The organism is Streptomyces sp. KLMMK, from assembly GCF_036961605.1.
In the GTDB taxonomy this organism is placed as follows: domain Bacteria; phylum Actinomycetota; class Actinomycetes; order Streptomycetales; family Streptomycetaceae; genus Streptomyces; species Streptomyces telluris.
Window position 1 is genome coordinate 1 of the sequence record NZ_JBAMDC010000645.1, and the last position, 2,195, is coordinate 2,195.

3 protein-coding genes are annotated in these 2,195 nt (G+C 71.8%); all 3 read right to left on the reverse strand.

Annotated features, from left to right (window positions below; translation table 11 throughout):
• Positions 1 to 340: 340 nt before the first annotated feature.
• Positions 341 to 745 (reverse strand): mycothiol system anti-sigma-R factor, encoded by a 405-nt coding sequence (rsrA, locus tag V7793_RS36670; RefSeq protein WP_336014006.1) that lies wholly within the window; start codon positions 743 to 745, stop codon positions 341 to 343.
• Positions 742 to 1,473, reverse strand: coding sequence for a sigma-70 family RNA polymerase sigma factor (locus tag V7793_RS36675; protein WP_443058081.1), 732 nt, complete (start codon positions 1,471 to 1,473; stop codon positions 742 to 744). The genes rsrA and V7793_RS36675 overlap by 4 nt, the downstream gene beginning before the upstream one ends.
• Positions 1,474 to 1,904: 431 nt before the next feature.
• On the reverse strand, positions 1,905 to 2,195 hold a 291-nt coding region (locus tag V7793_RS36680; RefSeq protein ID WP_336014008.1), incomplete at its 5' end, for an alpha/beta family hydrolase.

Consider the following 2,195-nt stretch of genomic DNA (forward strand, 5'->3'; position numbering starts at 1 on the left):
CCGCAGGGCGGGGGCGGCGCACAGGGCGGCGGCGAGGGCGGCGCACAGGACACAGGCGCGCGCCGCCGCCGGAAGTGCCCCCATGGTGCGTCCTCCCGTCCCGTGAGGTGCCGACATGCTTGCCGTCAGGAAGGGGAGAATAGGGTCCGGCACGGCCGGGGAACGGCGCATTCGGGGATTGCCCCACGCGAACCGACCAGATGCACACCTTCGGGTGATAATCCCCGCCGGGCGGCATGCCGGGCCCAGGCCGCATCAGGCCCGGAAGGGCTACGCAGAGGGATGCGGAGGAACTACGCGAACGGACGCGGACCGCGCGGTACGGGCACCGCGCCCGCGTCTACTCCTGTGCGGTGGCGCCCAGGGGGCCCGCACCGGCGGAGCCGCCCGACGCGCTGCGGACGCCGCGATCGCTCCGGGCGCCCTGCGTCCGGGCGGCGGCCTCCGCCGCCCTGGCCTCGGCCACGACGTCCTGGTCGGGCACGGACTGCCCGGCGCGGATGAGCTCGATCCGGCCCATCACCTTCGAGCGCAGGTCGGCGGGCACGTCGTCATGCCCGCAGCAGCGCTTGACCAGCTTCTTCACCGCCTGTTCCAGGCCGTATTTCTCCAGGCACGGGGAGCACTCGTCGATGTGCACCTCGAACTTGGCGCAGTCCCCGTCGGGCATCTCGTGGTCGAGGAACTCGTAGAGGTGGTCGAGGACCTCGGAGCAGTCCGTCTCGTGCGGGTCTCCGCAGCTCATGAGTCCGAGCCTTTCCGGTTGTGCGACTCGTCGGAGCCGTTCGGCGCGGGGGCCGCCCCGGCCGGGACGAGACCCCGCTCACGGGCGTAGTCCTCCAGCATTCCGCGCAGCTGGCGGCGGCCCCGGTGGAGCCGGGACATGACCGTGCCGATGGGCGTACCCATGATGTCCGCGATCTCCTTGTACGCAAAGCCCTCGACGTCCGCGAGGTAGACCGCTATCCGGAATTCCTCGGGGATGGCCTGGAGGGCCTCCTTGACATCGGAGTCCGGAAGGTGGTCCAGCGCCTGGGACTCGGCGGAGCGCAGGCCGGTCGACATGTGCGACTCGGCACGGGCCAGCTGCCAGTCCTCGATCTCCTCCGACGCGCTGCGCAGCGGCTCGCGCTGCTTCTTGCGGTAGGAGTTGATGAAGGTGTTGGTCAGGATGCGGTACAGCCACGCCTTGAGGTTCGTGCCGTCGCGGAACTGGTGGAAGGACGCGTACGCCTTGGCGTAGGTCTCCTGCACCAGGTCCTCCGCGTCCGCCGGGTTGCGCGTCATGCGCAGGGCCGCGGAGTACATCTGGTCGAGGAAGGTGAGGGCGTCGCGCTCGAACCGGGCGTTGCGCTCGGCGGCGGTCTCCGCGCCGGCGGCGCCACCCGTGGCGGCGGCGTTCTCGGTGGCGCTCTTCATGCCCGTGGCCCCGGTGTCTTCGGTCCCCTCGTCGGTCCCAGTGACCGGACCCACCTCCTCCAACACGACGGCAGGACCGGATGCGGACCCGCTCGAATCGGAGAATAGACGACGATCCCGCCCGTCCGCCGCTCCAGCCGGGGCGGGCTGCGCCACATGCAGTGCCGCCCACCCCAGGTCAGCGGTCTGCGGGCGGGACAGGCAGGCGGTCGAACCCATGCGGCGAGCTCCCATTCCTCGGTCGGCCAGTAGCCACCGGTCCAGTAGCTGATGACGACTGGCACAACATCGCCCGGGCGCGGGGCATTCCCGGAATCCTCCGGAATTCAACGGCTCTTTCGGAATGCGGAATTCCGGAGGACGGTGGATTCATCGCGGGGCTCGGATTCGTCGCGGGGCTCGGCTTCATTGCGGGACTCCGGCTGCACTGCGGAGCTCCGGCTTCACTGCGGGGCGCGGCGGATCCGGCTGCCGCGCCGGCGGCTTCAGCCGTCGGCGGCGACGCCGTCCAGCCAGCCGGCCACGGCCTCCGTGAGGCCGGCCAGGGCCTCCTCCTGCCCGACGTCCGCCTTCTTCGGCACGGCGAAGCCGTGGTCCCCGTGCGGCACGGGCACCAGGCGGGTGCCGGAGGGGAACTCCTCGGGGCGGCCGAACGGGTCCTTGGCGCCCTGGACGACGAGGGTGGGCAGGCCGGCGCCGGTCAGCTCGTCCGCGCGGGACTTCTCCGGCTTGCCCGGCGGGTGGAGCGGGAAGCTCAGGGCCAGCACGGCGACGGC